General features: G+C 75.4%; 4 protein-coding genes. 3 read left to right on the forward strand and 1 reads right to left on the reverse strand.

Annotation, left to right across the window (positions count from 1 at the left end; genetic code table 11):
• Positions 1-3: 3 nt before the first annotated feature.
• Complete coding sequence (locus tag AB0O21_RS25520; RefSeq protein ID WP_365174346.1) at positions 4-16539, reverse strand: type I polyketide synthase; 16536 nt, start codon at positions 16537-16539, stop codon at positions 4-6.
• Positions 16540-16952: 413 nt separating this feature from the next.
• Here AB0O21_RS25520 and AB0O21_RS25525 point away from each other — a divergent pair, with 413 nt between their 5' ends.
• The 3 genes from AB0O21_RS25525 to AB0O21_RS25535 are packed head-to-tail and all read left to right on the forward strand — an operon-like array spanning position 16953 to position 19528.
• Positions 16953-18512 (forward strand): acyl-CoA carboxylase subunit beta, encoded by a 1560-nt coding sequence (locus AB0O21_RS25525; protein WP_365174349.1) that lies wholly within the window; start codon positions 16953-16955, stop codon positions 18510-18512.
• 31 nt (positions 18513-18543) lie between these two features.
• Complete coding sequence (locus AB0O21_RS25530; protein WP_365174351.1) at positions 18544-18741, forward strand: acyl-CoA carboxylase epsilon subunit; 198 nt, start codon at positions 18544-18546, stop codon at positions 18739-18741.
• A gap of 28 nt (positions 18742-18769) precedes the next feature.
• Positions 18770-19528, forward strand: coding sequence for an alpha/beta fold hydrolase (locus AB0O21_RS25535; RefSeq protein WP_365174354.1), 759 nt, complete (start codon positions 18770-18772; stop codon positions 19526-19528).
• Positions 19529-19570: the final 42 nt, after the last annotated feature.

Below are 19570 nucleotides of genomic sequence, written 5' to 3' on the forward strand. Positions count from 1 at the left end.
GGGTCAGCTGAGTTCGCCGCCGGCCATGGCGGCGCGTACGAGGTCGTCCACGTCCATCTCCTCGATGGCCGGGCCCTGTGCGTCCGACGGTTCGCCGGGCTCGGCGGGAGCGTTCTGCGCCAGGCCGAGCAGTGCGTCGAGGAGGCCGGCTTCGCGCAGGCGCGCGGCCGGGATCGACAGCAGGGCCCGCCTGATGCCGTCCTCGTCCAGGGGTGCTCCGGGCGCGGCGGCGGCCGGCTCGGGCTCCAGTTCCTCCAGCAGGAACCCGGCCAGGGCCGCCGAGTTGGGGTAGTCGAACATCAGGGTGGCGGGCAGCCGGAGTCCGGTCGCCTTCTGGAGCCGGTTGCGCAGTTCGATGGCCCCGAGGGAGTCCAGGCCGAGTTCGGTGAAGCCCCGGTCGGCCGCCACGCCGGCGGTGTCGCCGTGGCCGAGTACGGCTGCCGCGTGGCCCCGTACGAGCTCCTCCAGGTAGCGCGCCTGTTCCGGTCCGGCGGGCAGACCGGCGAGCTTGGCCCGTACCAGGGAGCCGCCGGTGTCGCCGGAGCCCGCGGCCGGGACGGCGGTGGGCTTGGGGCCCTTGCGGGCGGGCGGACCGGCGAGGGCGCGCAGCAGGGCGGGGATCTCGTCGGCCCGCTCGCGCAGCGCGGCGCGGTCGAGCCGGACGGGGGCCAGCAGGGCCTCGTCCAGGCCCGTGGCCGCGTCGAACAGCGCGAGCCCGTCGGCGAAGGACAGCTCCAGCACCCCGGAGCGGCCCATCCGGCGCAGGTCGGCCTGGCCCAGCTCCGGGCCCTCGCCGACCGTGCCCTCCCACAGGCCCCAGGCCAGGGAGGTGGCGGCGAGCCCGGCGGCGCGGCGCTCGGCGGCCAGGGCGTCGAGGAAGACGTTGGCCGCGGCGTAGGTGGCCTGCCCGGCGGAGAGGATCTGGCCGCCGGCCGAGGAGTACAGCACGAACGCCGCCAGGTTCAGGTCCCGGGTAAGTTCGTGCAGGTGCCAGGCGGCGTCCACCTTGGGCCGCAGTACCTTGCCGACCTGCTCGGTGGTGACGGCGCCGACCAGGGCGTTGTCCATGACTCCGGCGGCGTGCACGACCCCGGTCAGCGGGTGCTCGGCGGGGATCTCGTCCAGCAGCGCGGCGAGTGCGTACCGGTCGGCCGCGTCGACGGCGACGATCCGCACGGTGGCCGCACCCAACTCGCGCAGTTCCGCGCTCAGTTCCTTCGCGCCGGGGGCTTCGGCGCCCCGGCGGCTGGTGAGTACGAGGTGGCGTACTCCCCGCTCGGCGACCAGGTGCCGGGCGAGGACCGAACCGAGCAGCCCGGTGCCGCCGGTGATCAGCACGGTGCCGTCCGGGTCCCAGGCGAGGGTCTCGGCGCCGCCGCTCGTGGCGACGTAGCGGGGTACCAGCACCTCGCCCTGGCGGACGGCGATCTCCGGCTCGGCCGAGGCCGCGGCGGCGGGCAGGGCCGCCACCGAGGCGGGGGCCGTGTCGAGGTCGACGACGGTGAAGCGGCCCGGGTTCTCGGCCTGCGCGGCGCGCATCACGCCCCACAGCGGGGCCTGTACGCAGTCCACGCCGTCCGCGTCGCCCTCGTCGCTCCCGTCGCCCGCGTCCACGGCGTTCCGGGTGGCGAGCACCATGCGGGAATCGGCGAACCGCTCGTCGGCGAGCCACTGGCCGAGGGTGTCGAGGAGCCGCCCCACGGAGGTGCGGACCTGCTCGGGCACGCCGCCGGTGGTGCCGAAGACGTCGGAGATGTCCGGTGCGGTCAGCACGACCGTGCCGGGGATCCGGGGCTCCGCGGTGAGTTCGGCGAGCGAGGAGACCGACCGGAAGCCGGGCAGTGCGGTACCGATGACGACCAGGTCGTCCGCCGCGACGGGCGCGGCCGGGGACGGGTGGGCCTGCCAGTCGACGCGGAACAGGGCGGCTCCCCGGCCGTCCCCGTCGCCCGCCAGCTGCTCGGCGGACACCTCGCGCACCACCAGCGACTCCACCGTGGCCACCGGCTCGCCCGTCGGCGCGGTGATCCGCAGGGCGACGGCGTCGGGCCCCGGCTTGGTCAGCCGTACGCGAAGGGCGGCGGAGCCGACGGCGTGCAGGGTGACGCCGTTCCACACGAAGGGCAGGGCGGCCCGGACGGGGCCTTCGTGATCCGCGTCGAAGATCCGCTCCGCGTGCAGGGCGGCGTCGAGCAGGGCGGGGTGCAGGGCGAACGCGGCGGCGTCGGTGCGGGCGTGCTCGGGGAGGTTGATCTCGGCGAAGAGCTCGTCGCCGCGCCGCCAGGCCGCCGTCAGGCCCTGGAAGACCGGGCCGTACCCGTAGCCGAGGCCCGCGAGGTCCTCGTACATGCCGCTCACGTCGACGGGCTGGGCGCCGGCCGGGGGCCACTCCTCCAGGTCCGGGACGACGGGAGCGGGCTCCGCGGCGAGGACACCGCGGGCGTTGCGGGTCCAGGGGGCGTCGGCGGCCAGGTCCTCGGCGCGCGAGTACACCGTGACGTCACGCCGCCCGGACCCGTCCGCCTCGCCCACGACCACCTGTACGGCGACCCCGGCCTTGGCCGGCAGCAGCAGCGGGGTCTCCTGGGTCAGCTCCTCCAGCTGGGCACAGCCCGCCTCGTGGCCGGCCCGGAGCGCCATCTCCACGTATGCGGTGCCGGGCAGCAGCACACTGCCGTGGACGGCGTGGTCGGCGAGCCAGGGGTGCGTGGCGACGGAGATCCGGCCGGTGAGGACGGGGGCTCCGGTTTCCGGGGAGACGACCACGGCGCTGAGCAGCGGGTGCCCGGCGGGCAGCTGCCCGAGTCCGGCGGCGTCGCCGACGGCTGCGGGGGCGTCGAGCCAGTAGCGGGTGCGCAGGAACGCATAGGTGGGGAGGTCCGCGCGGCGGGCGCCAGTGGGGGCGTAGAACGCTTCCCAGTCGACGGGGACCCCTGTGGTGTGCAGCTGAGCGAGGGCGGCGACGAGGGTCTCCGGCTCGGGGCGGTCCTTGCGGACAGTCGCGGCGAGCAAGGCGTCGTCGAGCGTCTGGGCGGCGAGGCCGGTGAGGATCCCGTCGGGGCCGATCTCCAGGAAGCGGGTGACGCCCTGGCCTTCGAGCGTGCGCACGGCGTCGGCGAAGCGGACGGCCTCGCGGACCTGGCCGACCCAGTAGTCCGGGGACTGCCAGTCAGCCGAAGCCTGAGCGGTGACGGTGGAGACGGCGGGGATGCGCGGCTCGCCGAACGTCAACCCCGCCGCAACGGAACGGAACTCGTCGAGCATCGGGTCCATGAGCGCCGAGTGGAAGGCGTGCGAGACGGCCAGCCGACTGGTCTTCCGACCGGCGGCGGCGAAGTGCTCGCCCACCGCCAGAACGGCGGCCTCCACACCCGAAACCACCACCGACCGGGGCCCGTTGACCGCCGCGATGCCCACGCCGTCGGCGAGCAGCGGCAGGATCTCCTCCTCGGTGGCCTGGACCGCGAGCATCGCGCCACCCACCGGGAGGGCCTGCATCAGCCGGCCCCGCGCCACGACCAGCCGCGCCGCGTCCGGAAGGGACAGCACCCCGGCGGCATGCGCGGCCGCCAGCTCTCCGATCGAGTGCCCGGCGACCACATCAGGAGTGACCCCCCAGGCCTCGACCAGCCGGAACAGGGCCACCTCGAAGGCGAACAGCGCGGGCTGGGTGATCGCGGTCGCGTTCAGCGCCTCCGCGTCCTCACCCCACACCACCTCGCGCAACGACCGCCCGAGGTGTACGTCGACCTCCGCGCACACCGCGTCGAAGGCCTCCGCGAACACCGGGAAGGACTTGTACAGCTCCCGGCCCATACCGAGCCGCTGCGCACCCTGCCCCGTGAACAGGAACGCCGTCCTTCCGACGGCCCGCGCGCAGCCCCGCACGCCCTCGCCGGCGGCGAAGGCCTCCAGCTCGTGCAGTGCGCTGTCCGTGTCCGCGGCGAGGACCACCCCGCGGTGTTCCAGGGCCGCCCGGCCTGTGGCCAGGGTGTAGGCGATGTCGCGGAGGTCCAGCGCCGGGTCGTCGAGCAGGCGGGCGCGCAGGGCCAGGGCCTGGCGTGCGGGGGCTCCGGCGTCGGAGCCGGACAGCAGCAGTGGCAGCGGGATCCGGGCCTCGGGCCGTGGCTGCACGGCCGCCGCGCCTTGCGGGGCTTCCTCGACGATCAAGTGGGCGTTGGTGCCGCTGAGGCCGAAGGAGGAGACGGTGGCGCGGCGCGGCCGGTCCGCCCGCCGGGGCCAGGGCCTGGCCTCGGTGAGCAGGCGTACGCTGCCGGCCTCCCAGTCGACCTCGGGCGAGGGCTCGTCCACATGGAGGGTCCTGGGCATGAGGCCGTTGCGCAGCGCCATGACGGACTTGATGACTCCGCTGACGCCGGCCGCCGCCTGGGCGTGGCCGATGTTGGACTTGACGGAGCCGAGCCACACCGGGTCGTCGGCGGGCCGCCCCTGCCCGTAGGTCGCGAGGAGGGCCTGGGCTTCGATCGGGTCGCCGAGCCGGGTGCCGGTGCCGTGGCCCTCGACGAGGTCGACGTCGGCGGTGGTGAGGCCGCTCGCGGCCAGTGCGCGCTGGATGACCCGCTGCTGGGAGGGGCCGTTGGGGGCGGTGAGTCCGTTGCTGGCGCCGTCCTGGTTGATGGCGGAGCCGCGGATCACGGCGAGGACCTCGTGGCCGAGGCGCTGCGCGTCGGAGAGCCGCTCGATGAGGAGCAGGCCGACGCCTTCGGCCCAGCCGGTGCCGTCGGCGCCGCCCGCGAAGGCCTTGCAGCGGCCGTCGGCGGACAGGCCGCGCTGCTGGGCGAACTCGACGTAGATCTCGGGGGTCGACATGACGGTGACGCCGCCGGCGAGGGCCATGCCGACCTCGCCGCGCCGCAGTGCCTGGCAGGCCATGTGGAGGGCGACGAGGGAGGAGGAGCAGGCGGTGTCGACGCTGACGGCGGGTCCTTCGAGGCCGAGGGTGTAGGCGACGCGGCCGGTGAGGATGGAGGCGGCGGTGCCGTTGCCGAGGTAGCCGGCGACGTCGTCGGGGATGTGCTGGAGGCGGGAGCCGTAGTCGTGGTACATCACGCCGGCGTAGACGCCGGTCTGGCTGCCGCGCATGGCCGTCGGGTCGATGCCGGCGCGTTCGAAGGCCTCCCAGGCGGCCTGGAGCAGCAGCCGCTGCTGCGGGTCCATGGCGATGGCTTCGCGGGGGCTGATGCCGAAGAAGGCGGGGTCGAACTCGGCGGCGTCGTAGAGGAATCCGCCTTCGCGGGCGTACGTCTTGCCGTGCAGGCCCGGCTCGGGGTCGTAGATGGCGTCGGTGTCCCAGCCGCGGTCGGCGGGGAAGTCGGCGATGGCGTCGCGGCCTTCGGCGACGAGGTCCCACAGGTCTTCGGCGGAGCGGACCCCGCCGGGGAAGCGGCAGCTGATACCGACGATGGCGATGGGTTCGTCGTCCGAGAGGGTCACGGGGGCCGTCTCGGGCTGCCCGGCCTCCGGTTCGGTTCCGCTGCCGCCGAGTTCGGTGTCGAGGTAGTCGGCGACGGCTCGGGTGGTGGGGTAGTCGAAGACGAGGGTGACGGGGAGCCGCAGGCCGGTCGCGGAGTTGAGCGCGTTGCGCAGTTCCACGGCGGCCAGGGAGTCGAAGCCGAGTTCCTTGAAGGCGCTGTCGGCGCCGACGGTGTCCGCGGACTCGTGGCCGAGGACGGCCGCGACCTGGCCGGCGACCAGGTCGAGGAGGGCCCGGCGGCGTTCGGCGGCGGTGAGGGGGGCGAGGCGGCGGGCGAGGGTGTCGCCGACGGGGGCGGTGCCCGCCGCGGCGCGCCGGGTCGCGGGCCGGGCGGTGGCGGCGGCCGCGCGCAGCAGCGGCGGGACGTCGGCGCCGCGGGCGTGCAGGGCGGCGGGGTCGACGAGGAGGGGGGCGAGGAGGGCGTGGCGGGTGCGCAGGGCTTCGTCGAAGAGCTCGATGCCGCGGGCGGCGGGCAGGGCGGGCAGCCCCAGCCGGTTCATCTTCTCGACGTCGGCGTCGGTGAGCTCGCCGCCGAGCCCGGTGTTGACGGCCCACAGTCCGTACGCGAGGGAGGTGGCGGGCAGGCCGGCGGTGCGCCGGTGGGCGGCCAGGGCGTCGAGGAACACGTTGGCGGCCGCGTAGTTGCCCTGTCCGGCGGGCAGGACGAGCCCGCCGGCCGAGGAGAACATCACGAAGGCCGACAGGTCGAGTTCGGCGGTGAGTTCGTGCAGGTGCCAGGCGGCGTCCGCCTTGGGCCGCAGGACGGTGTCGAGGCGTTCGGGGGTGAGGGTGCCGATCAGGCCGGGGTCGACGACTCCGGCGGCGTGGACGACGCCCGTGAGCGGGTGCTCGGCGGGGATCCCGGCGAGGGCCCCGGCCAGGGCGTCCCGGTCGGCGGCGTCGCAGGCGGCGATCCGGACGTCGAGGGCTCCGGCGGTGAGGAGCCGGTCGCGCAGTTCGGTGGCGCCGGGGGCTTCGGGGCCCCGGCGGCTGGTGAGCAGCAGGTGGCGTACGCCGTGCCGTTCGACGAGGTGGTGGGCGATGCGGGCGCCGAGGCCGCCGGTGCCGCCGGTGATCAGGACGGTGTCGTCGCCGTTCCAGGGGGCGTCGGCGTCGGGTACGGGGGTGCGTACCAGCCGTGGGATGAGCAGCCGGCCGTCGCGCAGGGCGAGTTCGGGTTCTCCCTGGGCGAGGGCGGCGGCCGCGATGGCCGGGAAGTCCGCCGGGTCGACGTCGGGGTCGGTGTCGAGCAGCACGATCCGGCCGGGGTTCTCGGCCTGGGCGGCGCGGACGATGCCCCAGACGGGTGCCTGCGTCAGGTCGGGGGCGGTGTCCGGGCCGGTGGCGACGGCGCCGCGGGTGACGACGACCAGGGTGGTGAACTCGAAGCGCTCGTCGGTCAGCCAGGACTGGAGGAGTCCGAGGACGTACGAGGTGATGGTGCGGGTCGCTTCGAGTGCGGGCCGGCCCACGGGGGTGGGGCAGCAGGCCAGGACGACGGCCGAGGGGTCGCCGAGGATGGCCAGCCCGTATTCGTCGAGGACGACGGTGGAGGACGGGAGGGGTTCGGCGGGTTCGGGCAGCGGAGTCCACTCGATGTGGTGCAGGGCGTCGGAGAGGGTGCCGTTCGCCGGTTCGAGCTGGTCGGCGGAGACGGGGCGGCAGATCAGGGAGGACACGGTCATCACGGGGCTGCCGGTCTCGTCGGCGACGACCATCGCCGACTCCTCCGCGCCCTTGATGCGGCGTACGTACACGCGCAGTGCGGCCGCTCCGGTGGCGTGCAGGGACACTCCGCTCCAGGCGAAGGGCAGGAGGGCTTCGGTGCCGCCCTCGCCCTGGTCGACGAGGACGTCGACGTGCATGGCGGTGTCCAGGAGCGCCGGGTGCAGCCCGTAGCCGGCGGCTTCGGCGCGTACGGAGTCGGGCAGGGCGACCTCGGCGAACAGTTCGTCGCCGCGCCGCCAGGCCGCCGTCAGGCCCTGGAAGGCGGGGCCGTAGCCGTAGCCGCGCTCGCGCAGCCGCTCGTAGGCCCCGTCGACGTCCACGGGGGTGGCGCCGCGCGGCGGCCACTGGGTGAGGTCGGCGTCGACCTGCGGGGGTGCGCCGGTGGCGAGGAAGCCGGTGGCGTGCCGGGTCCAGGAGTCCTCGGGGGCTCCGTCGAGGCGGGAGTGGATGGTCAGCGGGCGGCGGCCGGAGGGGTCGGAGGCGCCGGCGGCGACGCGCAGGGCCGCGCCGCCGGTCGCGGGCAGGACCAGCGGCGCCTCCAGGGTGAGCTCTTCCAGGAGGTCGCAGCCGACCTGGTCGCCGAGGCGGACGGCGAGCTCGACGAAGCCGGTGCCGGGGAGGAGCACCGCGCCGTGCACGCCGTGGTCGGCGACCCAGGGGTGGCCGGTGGTGGAGAGCCGGCCGGTGAGGACGACGGATCCGGAGTCGGGTGACAGGACGGCCGCGCTGAGGACGGGGTGGTCGACGGCGTCGAGTCCGGCCGAGGTGACGTCGCCGGCCTTGGCGGGTACGTCGAGCCAGTACCGCTTGCGCTGGAAGGCGTAGGTGGGCAGGTCGACGAGCGGGGTCCGCCCCTGCGCGCCGAGGACGGCGGTCCAGTCGACGCCGGCTCCGCGCGCCCAGGCGCAGCCGATGCCCGACAGGGCCTGGCGGGCCTCGTCGTGGTCGCGGCGCAGCAGGGGCAGGAAAGCGGTCGTCTCGTCGACGGCGGAGCCGATGCCGAGCGCGGTCAGGACCGCATCGGGGCCGATCTCCAGGAAGGTGCGGGCGCCGAGCTCCTCGGTGCGGCGTACGGCGTCGGCGAACCGGACGGGTTCGCGGACCTGCCGGACCCAGTAGTCCGGGGACTGCCACTGCGTGGACAGGTCTCCACTGACGGTGGAGACCGCGCCGAGCCGCGGCTCGGCGAAGGTCAACTCGGCGACGACGGCCCGGAACGCGTCGAGCATCGGGTCCATGAGGGCCGAGTGGAAGGCGTGCGAGACGGCGAGCCGGCTGGTCTTGCGGTCGGCGGCGGCGAAGTGTGCGCCGAGGGCCAGGGCGGCCGCCTCGGTGCCCGAGACCACCACCGAGCGCGGGCCGTTGACCGCCGCGATGCCCACTCCGTCGGTGAGCAGCGGCAGCACCTCCTCCTCGGTCGCCTGTACGGCCACCATCGCGCCGCCGGCCGGGAGCGCCTGCATCAGCCGGCCGCGGGCGACGACGAGCCGGGCCGCGTCGGCGAGGGAGAGCACGCCCGCGGCGTGGGCGGCGGCCAGCTCGCCGATGGAGTGGCCGACGACCAGGTCGGGGGTCAGGCCCCAGGCCTCGACCAGCCGGAACAGGGCCACTTCGAAGGCGAACAGGGCGGGCTGGGCGAGCGCGGTCGCGTTCAGCGCGTCGGCGTCCTCGCCCCACACGACGGCGCGCAGCGACTGCCCGAGGTGCGGGTCGATCTCCGCGCAGGCGGCGTCGAAGGCCGCCGCGAAGGCCGGGAAGGCCTCGTACAGCCCGCGGCCCATGCCGAGGCGCTGGGCGCCCTGGCCGGTGAACAGGAAGGCGGTCTTGGCGTCCTGGGCGGTGTCGGCGTCCGCGAGCCGGTCCAGCGCGCGGGCGAGTTCCTCGCGGTCGGCGCCGAGGGCGACGGCGCGGTGTTCCAGGGCGGCCCGGCCGGTGGCGAGGGTGAGGGCGGCGGGGGCCAGTTCCTCGTCGTCGAGTTCCGCGAGCCGCGCGCGCAGCCGGTCGGCCTGGGCGCGCAGGGCTTCGGGGGTGGCGCCGGAGACCGTCCAGGGGAGGGCGGGGAGTTCGGGCGCGGCGGTGGCCTTCTCGGGTTGTTCGGGGGCCTGCTCGATGATCACGTGGGCGTTGGTGCCGCTGATCCCGAAGGAGGACACGCCGGCCCGCCGCACCCCGCCGGGCGTCTGCCACGCGCGGGCCTCGGTGAGCAGTTCCACCTCGCCCGCCGACCAGTCCACCTGGTCGGAGGGGGTCTCGGCGTACAGGGTCCGCGGGAGCACGCCGTGGTGCATCGCCTGGACCATCTTGATGATGCCGGCGACGCCCGCGGCGGCCTGCGTGTGGCCCATGTTGGACTTGATGGAGCCCAGCCACAGCGGCCGGCCCGCGGGCCGTTCCTGCCCGTAGGTCTCCAGCAGGGCCTGCGCCTCGATCGGGTCGCCCAGCTTCGTGCCGGTGCCGTGCGCCTCGACCACGTCGACCTCGGCGGCGCTCAGGCCCGCGTCGGCGAGGGCCTGGCGGATGACCCGCTGCTGCGCGGGCCCGTTGGGGGCGGTGAGGCCGTTGCTGGCACCGTCCTGGTTGAGGGCCGAGCCCCGGACCACGGCCAGCACCCGGTGCCCGTTGCGGCGGGCGTCGGAGAGCCGCTCCAGGAGCAGCACGCCCGCGCCCTCGCCCCAGCCGGTGCCGTCCGCGCCAGCGCCGAAGGACTTGCAGCGGCCGTCGGAGGCGAGGCCGCGCTGGCGGGCCATGTCGAGGAAGGTGTCGGGGGTGGACATGATCGTGACGCCGCCGGCCAGGGCGAGCGAGCATTCCCCCGCCCGCAGCGAGCGGGCGGCCATGTGCAGGGCGACCAGGGAGGAGGAGCAGGCGGTGTCGACGCTGACGGCGGGGCCTTCGAGGCCGAGCGCGTAGGAGACCCGCCCGGAGACCACGCTGGCGAGGCTGCCGTTGCCGTGGTAGCCGGCCACGTCCTCGGGGAGCGGGCCGAGGCGCAGTCCCCAGTCGTGGTACATCACGCCGGCGAAGACCCCGGTGGAGCTGCCCTTCACGGACCGGGGGTCGATCCCGGCGCGTTCGAAGGTCTCCCAGGCGACCTCCAGCAGGAGTCGCTGCTGCGGGTCCATGGCCTGGGCCTCGCGCGGGCTGATGCCGAAGAACGCCGGGTCGAACTGGGCGGCGTCGTAGAGGAAGGCGCCCTCGGTGGAGTAGGTCTTGCCGGGCTTGCCGATCTCCGGGTCGTACAGGTCGCCGTCCCAGCCGCGGTCGGTGGGGAAGGGGCCGATGGCGTCGGAGCCTTCGGCGACGAGCTGCCACAGCTCCTCGGGGGAGGTCACCCCGCCCGGGTAGCGGCAGGCCATGCCGACGATGACGATCGGGTCGGCGGTGGCGTCCGCCGCGTTCGTACGGGTCTCGGGTGCGGGGGCGGCCGCGGGCGCGGCCGCGCCGACGAGCTTGGTCACCAGGTGTTCGGCGAGGGCCGTCGCCGTGGGGTAGTCGAAGGTCAGGGTCGCGCTCAGGCGCAGCCCGGTCGCGGTGGCGAGGCGGTTGCGCAGTTCCACGGCGGCGAGGGAGTCGAAGCCCGTCTCGGTGAACGCCCGGGTCGCGGTGACCTCCTCGGCGCTCTGGTAGCCGAGCACGGCCGCGGCCTCGGTGCGGACCAGCCGCAGCACGGTGGCGAGGCGGTCGGCCGCGCCGAGTTCCGCGAGACGGGCCGCGAGGGGAGCCGGTCCGGCGGCCGCGGCGGCGCTAACGGCGGCGGGGGCGGTCCCGGCGGCGGAGCGGCGTACGGGGGTGCGGACGAGGGCGCGCAGCAGGGTGGGCGTGCCGTCCGTACGGGCCCGTACCGCGCGCTGGTTGACGCGTACGGGCACCACGGCCGGCTCGTGGGCGGTGAGGGCCTTGTCGAGCTGGGCGAGGTTCTCCTCGAAGGACAGGGAGTCCAGGCCGAGCCGCTCGATGCGGGTGAGGGCGGCCGCGTCGAGGCTCGCGCCCATGCCGCCCCCGCCGGCCCACAGGCCCCAGGCGAGCGAGGTGACGACCTGCCCGGCGGCCGCGCGGCGGGCGGCGAGGGCGTCGAGGAACAGGTTGGCAGCGGCGTAGTTGCCCTGGCCGGCGCCATCGAGGACGGTCGATGCGGAGGAGAACAGGACGAAGGCGGCGAGGTCTTGGCCGGCCGTCAGCTCGTGCAGGTTCCAGGCGGCGTCCACCTTGGGCCGCAGGACGGTGTCGAGCCGATCGGCGGTGAGGGAGCCGACGAGCCCGTCGTCGATGACGCCGGCCGCGTGCACCACGGCCCGCAGCGGGTGCGCGGCCGGGATCCCGGCGAGCAGCGCGGCCAGTTCGGCGCGGTCGGCGACGTCGGTGGCGCTGACGGTGGCTTCGGCCCCCAAGCCCGCGAGGTCCGCGAGGAGTTCCCGCGCGCCGGGGGCGTCCGGGCCGCGCCGGCTGGTGAGCAGCAGGTGCCGTACGCCGTGCTCGCGGACCAGGTGGCGGGCGAGTTCGGCGCCCACGCCGCCGGTGCCGCCGGTGATCAGTACGGTGCCGGCCGCGTCCCAGGGCGCGGGGCGCTCCTCGTCGGGGGCCGGTACGGCGGCCAGCCTCGGGACGTACGCCTCGGCGCCGCGCAGGGCCAGTTCGGGTTCCGAGGTGGCGGCCAGGGCGCGGCCGAGGTGGGCGAGGCCGGCTTCGTCGGTGTCGACGAGCGTGAAACGGCCCGGGTTCTCCGCCTCGGCCGAGCGTACGAGGCCCCAGACGGGTGCCTGCGCGAGGTCGACGTCGGTGCCGGGCACGGCTGCCCCGGCACGGGTGACGACGGCGAGGCGGGAGTCGGCGTACCGCTCGTCGGCCAGGAAGTCCTGTACGGCGGCCAGCGCGTCGGCGGTGACGGCGCGGACGGCGCCGGGCACGTCGTCGCCGGCCGGGGTCGGGAGGGCCCGGTACACGACGAAGGGCGACACGGGGCCGTCGGCAGTCTCGGCCAGATCCGTGAACTCGGCGGCTTCTGCGGGGAGTTCGATGGGGTTCCAGCGGACGGCGAGCAGCGGGTCGGAGCGGTCCCCGGCGAGCTGGTCCGCGGTGACGGCGCGCAGCTGCAGCGATGCGACGCGGGCCACGGGGGCGCCGGACGCGTCGGCGACCGTCACGTCGAGCTCCTCGCGGCCGCGCGCGGTGATCCGTACGCGGACGGCGGAGGCGCCCGCCGCGTACAGCGCGACGCCGTTCCAGGAGAAGGGGATCCAGGTCCCCTCGGGGCGGTTGCCGGCCGCGGTGAGGGCGTGGTCGGCGGGGTGCAGGGCGGCGTCGAGGAGGGCCGGGTGCAGTCCGTACGCGGCGGCGTCGGCGCGGGTGGGCTGCGGGGGTTCGACCTCGGCGTAGACCTGGCCGTCGTGCAGCCAGGCGGCGCGGACGCCGTGGAAGGCGGTGCCGTAGCCGTAGCCCTCGCCGGCCATGTCGGCGTACAGGGTGCTGACGTCGAGCGGGACGGCTCCGGCGGGGGGCCACGGCCCGGTGAGGGCGGCGGTGTCCGCTTCTGGGGCGGCGGGGGCGAGGAGGCCGGTGGCGTGGCGCACCCAGCCGTCCTCGGCGGCCTCGTCCGGCTCGGCGGCCTCGGAGGTGTCCGGCCGCGAGTAGCACTCGACGGTGCGGCGGCCCGAGGCGTCGGCGGGGGCGACGACGACCTGGAGCGCGACCCCGCCCGACTCGGGCAGCACCAGCGGGGACTGGAGGGTCAGCTCCTCGACGAGGGCGCAGCCGGTCTCCGCCCCGGCGCGCAGGGCGAGTTCGACGAAGGCGGTGCCGGGGAGCAGGGTGACCCCGGCGATGGTGTGGTCGGCGATCCACGGGTGGGTGCGCAGTGACAGGCGGCCCGTCAGCACGGTGGCGCCGGCGCCCGCGAGGTCGACGACCGAGCCCAGGAGGGGGTGCTGGGCGGCGAGCTGGCCGAGGCCGGAGGGGTCGCCTGCGGAGCGCTCGGGGGCGAGCCAGTAGCGGCGGGTGCGGAAGGCGTACGTGGGCAGCCCGTCGACGCGGCGGGTGGGGCGGCCGGCGTAGAGGGCCTGCCAGTCGAGGTGGGCGCCGCGGGCGTGGGCGAGGCCGGCGGCGCCGAGCGCCTCGCGGACCTCGTCCTTGCCGGCGCGCAGCAGGGGGGCGAAGACGGTGTCGGCCTCGCGCTCCTCGGGCAGGCAGTTCTGGCCGAGGGCGCTGAGCACTCCGTCGGGCCCGAGTTCGAGGAAGGTGCGGACGCCGCCGTCGGCGAGGAGCCAGTCCATGGCGTCGGCGAAGCGGACGGCCTGGCGGACGTGGCCGGTCCAGTAGTCGGGCGAGCGCAGTTCCTCGGAGGTCGCGAGGCGGCCGGTGACGGTGGAGACGAGGGGGATGCGGGGTGCGGAGTAGGTCAGGATGCCGGCGATCCGCCGGAACTCCTCCAGCATCGGTTCCATGAGCGGGGAGTGGAAGGCGTGGCTGACCTGGAGCCGCTTGGTCTTGCGGCCCTGCGCGGCGAAGCGGTCCGCGAGCTCGGCGACGGCGCCTTCCGCGCCGGAGAGCACGAGGGAGTCGGGGCCGTTGAGGGCGGCGACGGCCACCTGCTCGCCGAGGAAGGGGAGGACCTCCTCCTCGGTGGCCTGGACGGCGGTCATGGCGCCGCCGGCGGGGAGTTCCTGCATCAGCCGGCCGCGGGCGGCGACGAGGGTGGCCGCGTCCTCCAGGTTCAGTACGCCGGCGACGTGCGCGGCCGCGATCTCGCCGATGGAGTGGCCGGCCAGGAAGTCGGGGCGGATGCCCCAGGATTCGACGAGCCGGAAGAGGGCGACCTCGACGGCGAACAGGGCGGTCTGCGCGTAGCGGGTCTCGTCGAGGCGGGCGGCGTCCTCGGAGCCGGGTTCGGCGAACAGCACGTCCCACAGGGAGGTGTCGAGCTGGAGGTCGAGCCAGCCGATGGCGTCGGCGAGGGCGTCGGCGAAGACCGGGTGGGCGTCGTAGAGGCTGCGGCCCATGGCGAGGCGCTGGCTGCCCTGTCCGGTGAAGAGGAAGGCGAGGCGCCCGGCGGGCAGCGCGCCGGTACGGGTGCCGGGGGCGGCTTCGCCGGCGGCGAGGGCGGTCAGCCCGGCCAGCAGCTCGTCGCGGTCGGCGGCGAGGACGGTGGCCCGGTGTTCGAGTGCGGCCCGGCCGGTGCCGAGGGCGTGGCCGAGGTCGCGGGGGCCGAGGCCGGCCCGCCCGGCGACGAACTCCGCGAGCCGCGCGGCCTGCGCCCGCAGCCCCTCCTCGGACCGCCCCGAAACGGGCACCAACGCCGGCTCGGCGGGGACGGGTCCGCCGGACGGTGCGGCCTCGCCGCCGAGCGGCCCTGCGGTGCCCGCGCCCAGCGGAGCGAAGTCCCGGTCGGCAGACGCGGCGCCCCCGGCACGGGACCCGGCAGCGCCCCCCGCAGGGGAGCCGGCACGGGACCCGGCAGCGCCCCCCGCAGGGGAGCCGGCACGGGACCCGGCTGCGCCCCCGGCAGGGGACTCGGCGGGGACGGGTCCGCCGGACGGTGCGGCCCCGCCGCCGAGCGGCCCTGCGGTGCCCGCGCCCAGCGGAGCGGCGTCCCCGCCGGCAGCCGCGACGCCGCCAGGGGCGGCCCCGGCTACGCGCCCGGCCAGGGACCCGGTTGCGCCCCCGGCCAGGGAACCGGTCGGGGGTTCCTCCAGGATCACGTGGGCGTTCGTGCCGCTGATGCCGAAGCCGGAGACGCCCGCGCGGCGCGGGCGGTCCTCGGTTTCCCGCCACGGGACCGGGTCGGTGAGCAGGCGTACGGTGCCCGCGGACCAGTCGACGTTCCCACTGGGGGCGTCCACGTGCAGCGTGCGCGGGAGCACCCCGTTCCGCATCGCCATGATCATCTTCATCAGGCCGGCCACCCCGGCGGCTGCCTGCGTGTGCCCGAGGTTGGACTTCACCGAGCCCAGCCACAGCGGCCGGTCCTCGGGCCGGTCCCGCCCGTACGTGGCGATCAGCGCCCGCGCCTCGATCGGGTCGCCCAGGGTCGTGCCGGTGCCGTGCGCCTCGACGGCGTCGACGTCACCCGCCGAGAGCCCGGCGTCGGCGAGGGCCTGGAGGATGACGCGCTGCTGGGCGGTGCCGCTGGGCGCGGTGAGGCCGTTGCTCGCGCCGTCCTGGTTGACGGCGGAGCCGCGGATGACGGCGAGCACCTCGTGTCCGTTGCGCCGCGCGTCCGACAGCCGCTCCACCACCAGCAGGCCGACGCCCTCCGCGAAGGAGGTGCCGTCGGCGCCCGCCGCGAAGGCCTTGATCTGCCCGTCGGGCGCGAGCCCGCGCTGCCGGCTGAACTCGGTGAACAGGCCGGGGGTGCTCAGGACGGTGACACCGCCCGCGAGCGCCATGGAGCACTCGCCGCGGCGCAGCGACTGGACGGCCAGGTGCAGGGAGACCAGCGATCCGGAGCAGGCGGTGTCGACGGTGAGCGCGGGACCCTCCAGGCCCAGCGCGTAGGCGACGCGCCCCGAGGTGACGCTGAGGGCGCCGCCCGTGACGAGGTACCCGGTGAGGCTCTCGGGGGCGTCCTGGACGCGCGGCCCGTACTCGGAGGGGCCGGCGCCGATGAACACGCCGGTACGGCTGCCGCGCAGCGACGTCGGGTCGATCCCGGTGCGTTCGAGGGCCTCCCAGGCGGTCTCCAGCAGCAGCCGCTGCTGCGGGTCCATGGCGAGGGCCTCGCGCGGGCTGATGCCGAAGAACTCGGCGTCGAACTCGGCGGCGTCGTGCAGGAACCCGCCGGTGCGCGTGTAGCAGGTGCCGGGCACGGTGGGGTCGTCGTCGAACAGGGCGTCGAGGTCCCAGCCGCGGTCGTCGGGGAAGGGGCCGACGGCGCTGCCGCCGCTCTCGACGAGGTCCCACAGTTCCTCGGCCGAGCGGATGCCGCCGGGGAAGCGCCCGCTGATGCCGACGACGGCGATGGGCTCGCCGTCGAAGGCGGGGGCGGCGTCGGCGGCGGGGCCGGTGGCGGCCGCCACCGGTTCGGCGGGGACGCCGAGCAGTTCCGTACGGACGCAGGCGGCCAGCAGTTCGGGGCTCGGGTGGTCGAAGGCGGCGGTCACCGGGAGGGAGAGCCCGGTCGCCGCGTTGATCCGCGCGTGCAGGTCGACCAGGGCGATGGAGTCGAGGCCGAGTTCCTTGAAGGAGGTTCCGGCGGTGACCACCGGTTCGGTGTCAGGCCGGGCCTTGCGCAGGCAGTCGGCGGCCTGCGAGCAGACCAGGTCGGTCAGGAGCCTGGTCTGCTCGCTCCCGGGAAGTCCGGCCAGCCGGTCGGCCAGCGCCGCCACCGGGCCTCCCGGGCGCTCTTCTCGGCGGTCCTCCGGGCGGACCTCCGCGCCGGACGAGTCATCAGCGACAGGATCGAAGCCCGCGGACATCTGCACGCTCCCAGCTCGGTATCGATTGCCCCGGGTCGGTTCCGGCCACGGGGTGATCGCACGCTAGGTCGGGCCGGAACGGCCGCGACACCCCTATCCCCCCAGGTGTTGACCCTGCCCGCCGCCCGCCCGCGCCCCGCCCGGTCCGCCCGGCGCGGCAGCCGCGCGCGGCGTGATGCCTGCTGGGCCGGGGTGCCGCGGGGCCCCGGAGCGTTCAGGGGGGTGGTCGGTGTTCTCCGCACGCTCCCCGGACGCCTTCAATGGCACGCACTGCCCAGGGCGCCGCCATCGGCGGGCCCGATGGCCGAAGAGACGGGTGGAGCATGACAGTTGCCGATGTCAGTGTCAGAGTGGCCGAACTCGCGGCGATCAAGGAGTCCGTGGAGCTGGGCCCGTCCCAGAGCGCTTCCGAGGCGCAGCACGCGCGCGGCAAGCTGACGGTGCGCGAGCGGCTGGACCTGCTGTTCGATCCGGGTACCTTCCGGGAGATCGAGCAGCTGCGCCGGCACCGGGCCTCGGGGTTCGGCCTGGAGGACCGCAGGCCGCACACCGACGGTGTGGTGACGGGCTGGGGCCAGGTCGACGGCCGGAAGGTGTTCGTGTACGCGCACGACTTCCGGATCTTCGGCGGCTCGCTCGGCGAGGCGCACGCGCAGAAGATCCACAAGGTGATGGACCTCGCGGTGGCGGCGGGCGCCCCGCTGGTGTCGCTCAGCGACGGCGCGGGGGCCCGTATCCAGGAGGGCGTCACCGCGCTCGCCGGGTACGGCGGCATCTTCCGCCGCAACGTGGCCGCGTCCGGGGTGATCCCGCAGATCAGCGTGATGCTCGGGCCGTGCGCGGGCGGGGCGACGTACTCCCCCGCCCTGACGGACTACGTGTTCATGGTGCGGGACATCTCGCAGATGTACATCACCGGCCCCGACGTGGTGCAGGCGGTGACCGGCGAGAAGATCACGCACAACGACCTGGGCGGCGCGCAGGTGCACTCCTCGGTCTCGGGGGCGAGCGCGTTCCTGTACGACACCGAGGAGGAGTGCCTCGAGGAGGTCCGGCACCTGCTGTCGCTGCTGCCGTCCAACAACCGCGAGCTGCCGCCCGTCGTGCCCTGCGAGGACCCGGCGGACCGGCGCGGTGACGCCCTGTCCCAGCTGGTGCCGGCCGACCCGAACCGGTCGTACGACATGCGGGCCGTGATCGAGGAGATCGTCGACGACGCCGATCTGTTCGAGGTCCACGCCAACTGGGCGACGAACATCATCTGCGGTCTGGCCCGGCTGGACGGCCACGTGGTGGGCATCGTCGCCAACCAGCCCGCCTCGCTCGCCGGGGTCCTGGACATCCACGCGGCGGAAAAGGCGGCGCGGTTCGTGCAGACCTGCGACGCCTTCAGCATCCCGCTGGTGACGCTGGTGGACGTGCCGGGTTTCCTGCCGGGCAGCGACCAGGAGCACAGCGGGGTCATCCGGCACGGCGCCAAGCTGCTCTACGCCTACTGCGCGGCCACCGTGCCCCGGGTGCAGGTGATCCTGCGCAAGGCCTACGGCGGCGCCTACATCGTCATGGACTCCCGCTCGATCGGCGCGGACCTGTCCTTCGCGTGGCCCACCAACGAGATCGCGGTGATGGGCGCGGAGGGCGCGGCCAACGTCGTCTTCCGCCGGGAGATCGCCGCGGCGGACGACCCGGAGGCGGCGCGCGCGCAGCGCGTCAAGCAGTACCGCCAGGAGCTCATGCACCCGTACTACGCAGCCGAGCGCGGCCTCGTCGACGACGTCATCGACCCGGCCACGACCCGGCAGGTGCTGGTGGACGCCCTGGACGTGCTGCGGGCCAAGCACGTGCCGCTGCCCGAACGCAAGCACGGCAACCCGCCGTTCTGACACGTCCGACCACCGCAAAGGAGCACGCCCGATGAGCGAGCGGGCCGAACCATCGCTGAAGATCGTGCGCGGCGCCCCGGACAGCACGGAACTCGCCGCCGTCCTCCTCGTACTGCTCGCCACCGCCCGGGGCCGCGAGGACGCCGGAGCGCAATCCACTCCCCGGCCCGGGGCCGCCTGGGGTCCGGCGCGCGGCTGGCGCCCGCCGGGCACCTGGACCGCCCAGTGAACCCCCTACGTAAGGACACCGACCGGACATGAACGGTACGACCACGACCGTGCGGGCGCCCAGTGCCTGGCTGCGCCGCTTCCACCCCGCCGAGGAGGCGGCGGTGCGCCTGTTCTGCTTCCCGCACGCGGGCGGCTCGGCCAGCTACTACTTCCCCGTCTCCCGGGCCCTGTCCCCGGCCGCCGACGTGGTGGCCGTGCAGTACCCGGGCCGCCAGGACCGGCGCGGCGAACCGTGCGTGGACGACGTACGCCGGCTCGCGGACCTCGTCGTGGCCGAGCTGCGCCCCTGGTGCGACCGGCCGGTGGCGCTGTTCGGGCACAGTCTGGGCGCGACGCTGGGCTTCGAGGTGGCGCTGCGGCTGGAGGCGGCCGGCATCACCCCGGTGGCCCTGTTCGCGTCGGGGCGCCGGGCCCCGTCCCGGCACCGGGAGAACGAGCAGGTCCACCTGGCCTCCGACGAACGCCTGCTGGCCACCATCCAGAAGATGAGCGGCACCGACCCGGCGGTGATGGCCGACGAGGAACTGCTGCGCTCGGTGCTCCCGGCGATCCGCGGCGACTACAAGGCCGCGGAGACCTACCGCTACCGTCCGGGCCCGGCGCTGGCCTGCCCGGTCGTGGTCCTCAACGGGGACAGCGACCCGGAGGTGACCGCCGAGGAGGCCGAGGGGTGGACCGAGCACACCGGCGGCCCCTGCTCCTTCCGCACCTTCCCCGGCGGGCACTTCTACCTCAACGAGCACGTCGCCGAGGTGATCGAGCTGGTGCGCGAGCGGATCGCGTAGCGGGCGGCGGACGCGGAAGGTCCGGCCGCCCCATGGGGCGGC

Source organism: Streptomyces sp. NPDC091371 (assembly GCF_040684275.1).
In the GTDB taxonomy this organism is placed as follows: domain Bacteria; phylum Actinomycetota; class Actinomycetes; order Streptomycetales; family Streptomycetaceae; genus Streptomyces.

Excerpts from the sequence above, each read along its gene's own strand:
- AB0O21_RS25535 (WP_365174354.1), top strand. The coding sequence starts at position 18,770 with ATGAACGGTACGACCACGACCGTGCGGGCGCCCAGTGCCTGGCTGCGC.
- AB0O21_RS25530 (WP_365174351.1), top strand. The coding sequence starts at position 18,544 with ATGAGCGAGCGGGCCGAACCATCGCTGAAGATCGTGCGCGGCGCCCCG.
- AB0O21_RS25525 (WP_365174349.1), top strand. The coding sequence starts at position 16,953 with ATGACAGTTGCCGATGTCAGTGTCAGAGTGGCCGAACTCGCGGCGATC.